Source organism: Pseudomonas sp. (genome assembly GCF_049645325.1).
In the GTDB taxonomy this organism is placed as follows: domain Bacteria; phylum Pseudomonadota; class Gammaproteobacteria; order Pseudomonadales; family Pseudomonadaceae; genus Aquipseudomonas.
The window spans coordinates 1-3,517 of record NZ_JBARTQ010000257.1 but is presented as its reverse complement, the minus strand read 5'-3'; the positions used below and the strand labels follow the sequence as shown (position 1 = coordinate 3,517).

General features: G+C 59.9%; 2 protein-coding genes. Both read right to left on the bottom strand.

The window, feature by feature from the left end:
- Positions 1-140: 140 nt before the first annotated feature.
- Positions 141-1,529, bottom strand: coding sequence for a cysteine--tRNA ligase (gene cysS, locus WBB95_RS11210; protein ID WP_424487655.1), 1,389 nt, complete (start codon positions 1,527-1,529; stop codon positions 141-143).
- A 42-nt stretch (positions 1,530-1,571) separates the two neighbouring features.
- Positions 1,572-3,272, bottom strand: coding sequence for a glutamine--tRNA ligase/YqeY domain fusion protein (locus WBB95_RS11205; RefSeq protein ID WP_424487654.1), 1,701 nt, complete (start codon positions 3,270-3,272; stop codon positions 1,572-1,574).
- Between the last annotated feature and the right edge of the window lie 245 nt (positions 3,273-3,517).

The window sequence follows — 3,517 nt, the reverse complement described above, 5'->3', positions numbered from 1 at the left end:
GTGTATCAGTCAGCATTTTCGGTGCTGGCACTCAGTCATCGCAGGCAAGCCAGCTCCCACACTGGATTGAGTGAGCCGTTTAAATGATGGCAAAAAAACGCCCCGAACCAGTCGGGGCGTTTTTTATTCAGCGTTATCGATCAAGCCTGATCAGCCAACCGCCACGTCGTCCCGCCCTTTCCGTCTTCCAACACCACGCCCATCGCGGTCAGTTGGTCACGGATCCGGTCGGACTCCGCCCAGTCTTTGTTAGCCCGCGCAGCCAGACGCGCCTGAATCAGCGCGTCAACTTCAGCCGCATCCACACGCCCTTCAGCGCCCGCTTGCAGGAAGTCATCGGCTTCCATCTGCAGCACACCGAGTACGCTGGCCAGCTCTTTCAAGCGTGCAGCAAGCCCAGCCGCTGCATCGAGATCACTCTCACGCAGGCGGTTGATCTCGCGCACCATCTCAAACAGCACCGCGCACGCTTCCGGCGTGCCGAAGTCGTCGTTCATCACCTGGGTGAAACGCTCAACAAACGCCTCACCACCAGCAGGAGCAACAGCCGGCAGGCCTTTCAACGCGTGGTAGAACCGCTCAAGTGCGCCTTTGGCGTCCTTGAGGTTGTCTTCCGAGTAGTTGATCGCGCTGCGGTAGTGGCTCGACACCAACAGGTACCGCACCACTTCCGGGTGGTACTTTTCCAGCACGTCGCGGATGGTGAAGAAGTTGTTCAAGGACTTGGACATCTTCTCGCCATTGATGCGGATCATGCCGCAGTGCATCCAGGCGTTGGCGTAGGTCTTGCCGGTGGCGGCTTCGCTTTGGGCGATTTCATTTTCGTGGTGCGGGAACTCAAGGTCGCTGCCGCCGCCATGAATGTCGAAGGTGTCGCCCAGGCAGCAGGTCGACATCACCGAGCATTCGATGTGCCAGCCCGGACGCCCGGCGCCCCATGGCGATTCCCAACTCGGCTCGCCGGGCTTGGTGGCTTTCCACAGCACGAAGTCGAGCGGGTCTTGCTTGGCTTCGTCGACTTCGATGCGTGCGCCGATGCGCAGGTCTTCGATTTTCTTGCGCGACAGCTTGCCGTAGCCCATGAACTTGGCGACGCGGTAGTACACGTCGCCATTGCCCGGGGCGTAGGCGTAACCCTTGTCGATCAGGGTCTGGATCATCGCGTGCATGCCCGGGATGTGGTCCGTGGCGCGCGGCTCCATGTCGGGCTTGAGGATGTTGAGGCGCGCCTCGTCCTCGTGCATGGCGGCAATCATGCGCTCGGTCAGCGCGTCGAACGACTCGCCGTTCTCGTTGGCACGGTTGATGATCTTGTCGTCGATGTCGGTAATGTTGCGCACATACGTCAAGTCATAGCCGCTGAAACGCAACCAGCGGGTCACCAGGTCGAAGGCAACCATGCTGCGGCCGTGGCCAATGTGGCAGTAGTCGTACACGGTCATGCCGCACACGTACATGCGCACCTTGTTGCCATCCAGCGGCTTGAAGACTTCTTTGGTTTTGCTCAGCGTGTTGTAGATCGTTAGCACGATGCTTCCTTTTCTCTCTATGCAAAGCCGCTCACGGCTGCATCACTGGCCCCACGAATCACGCAAGGTCACGGTACGGTTGAATACCGGAGCACCGGGTTTCGAGTCCTTGATATCCGCGCAGAAGTAACCTTCGCGCTCGAACTGGAAACGGTCTTCCGGCTGTGCGTCGCCAAGCGATGGCTCGGCACGACAACCCGTGAGTACTTGCAGGGAGTCAGGGTTGATGTTGTCGAGGAAACTCGCGCTGTCTTCAGCCTTCTCAGGGTTGGCCGAACGGAACAGACGATCATACAGGCGCACTTCGCACTCAATGCTGGCAGCGGCCGGCACCCAGTGCACAACGCCTTTGACCTTGCGGCCTTCAGGGTTTTTGCCCAAAGTTTCCGGGTCGTAGGAGCAACGCAGTTCGACGATGTTGCCATCGGCGTCCTTGATGGCTTCGTCGGCACGGATCACGTAGCTGCCGCGCAGGCGCACTTCGCCGTTCGGTTCCAGGCGCTTGTAGCCTTTTGGCGGCTCTTCCATGAAGTCATCATGGTCGATGTAGATTTCACGCGCGAACGGCAGCTTGCGCACGCCCAGTTCTTCTTTCTGCGGGTGACGCGGCAGTTCGAGGTTCTCGACCTGGTCTTCCGGGTAGTTGGTGATCACGACTTTCAACGGGCGCAGCACGCACATGGCGCGCGGAGCGTTGGCGTCGAGGTCCTGGCGGATGCTGAATTCAAGCATGCCGAAGTCAACCACGCCGTCGGAACGGTTGGTACCGACCATGTCGCAGAAGTTGCGAATCGACGCCGGGGTGTAGCCGCGACGGCGGAAGCCCGACAACGTCGACATGCGCGGGTCATCCCAGCCAAACACGTGCTTTTCATCAACCAGTTGCTTGAGCTTGCGCTTGCTGGTGATGGTGTAGTTCAGGTTCAGGCGGCTGAATTCGTACTGACGCGGGTGCGCTGGTACCGGCAGGCTGTCGAGGAACCACTCGTACAACGGGCGATGGCTTTCGAACTCCAGGGTGCAGATGGAGTGGGTGATGCCTTCAATGGCGTCCGACTGACCGTGGGTGAAGTCGTAGTTCGGGTAGATGCACCACTTGTCGCCCGTCTGGTGGTGATGGGCGTGGCGGATGCGGTACATGATCGGGTCGCGCAGGTTCATGTTCGGCGAGGCCATGTCGATCTTGGCGCGCAGCACGCGGGCGCCGTCCGGGAACTCACCGGCGCGCATGCGGGCGAACCAGTCGAGGTTCTCTTCCACCGAACGGTCACGGAACGGGCTGTTCTTGCCCGGCTCGGTGAGGGTGCCACGGTATTCCTTGGCCTGTTCCGGGCTCAGGTCATCAACGTAGGCCTTGCCGGCCTTGATCAGCTCGACGGCCCAGTCGAACAGTTGGTCGAAATACTTGGAGGCGTAGCGCACTTCACCGGACCATTCGAAGCCCAGCCACTTGATGTCGCTTTCGATGGCGTCGATGTATTCCTGGTCTTCCTTGGCCGGGTTGGTGTCGTCGAAACGCAGGTGCGTGACGCCACCGAACTCCTGGGCCAGGCCGAAGTTCACACAGATCGACTTGGCGTGGCCGATGTGCAGGTAACCGTTGGGCTCAGGTGGGAAGCGGGTGACGATCTGCGAGTGCTTGCCCGAATCGAGGTCCGCCTGGATGATCGGGCGCAGGAAATTGACCGGGACGGCAGGTCCGGCCTTGGAATTCGAGGTAGGGTCGACAGTGGGCTTGCTCATAGGATCCTTGAACAGACAGGTTCGTGGCCGGGTGGGGCCAGATAAAACAAAGGGCTCATAATAGCCGAAGCAGTCAAGACACTGACAGAGCGCGGCCCAAAACTGCTGCTTTAATTACGGCTTTAATTGCCGGGGCCGTAAAAAACCACCTCGAAATTCCCGCCGGGCACGCTAAACTGCGCGCCTTGGCCGAAGTTTCGCCAAACCGGTAAGGCGCCCAGGCGTCCACACCCACGAATTCCTTG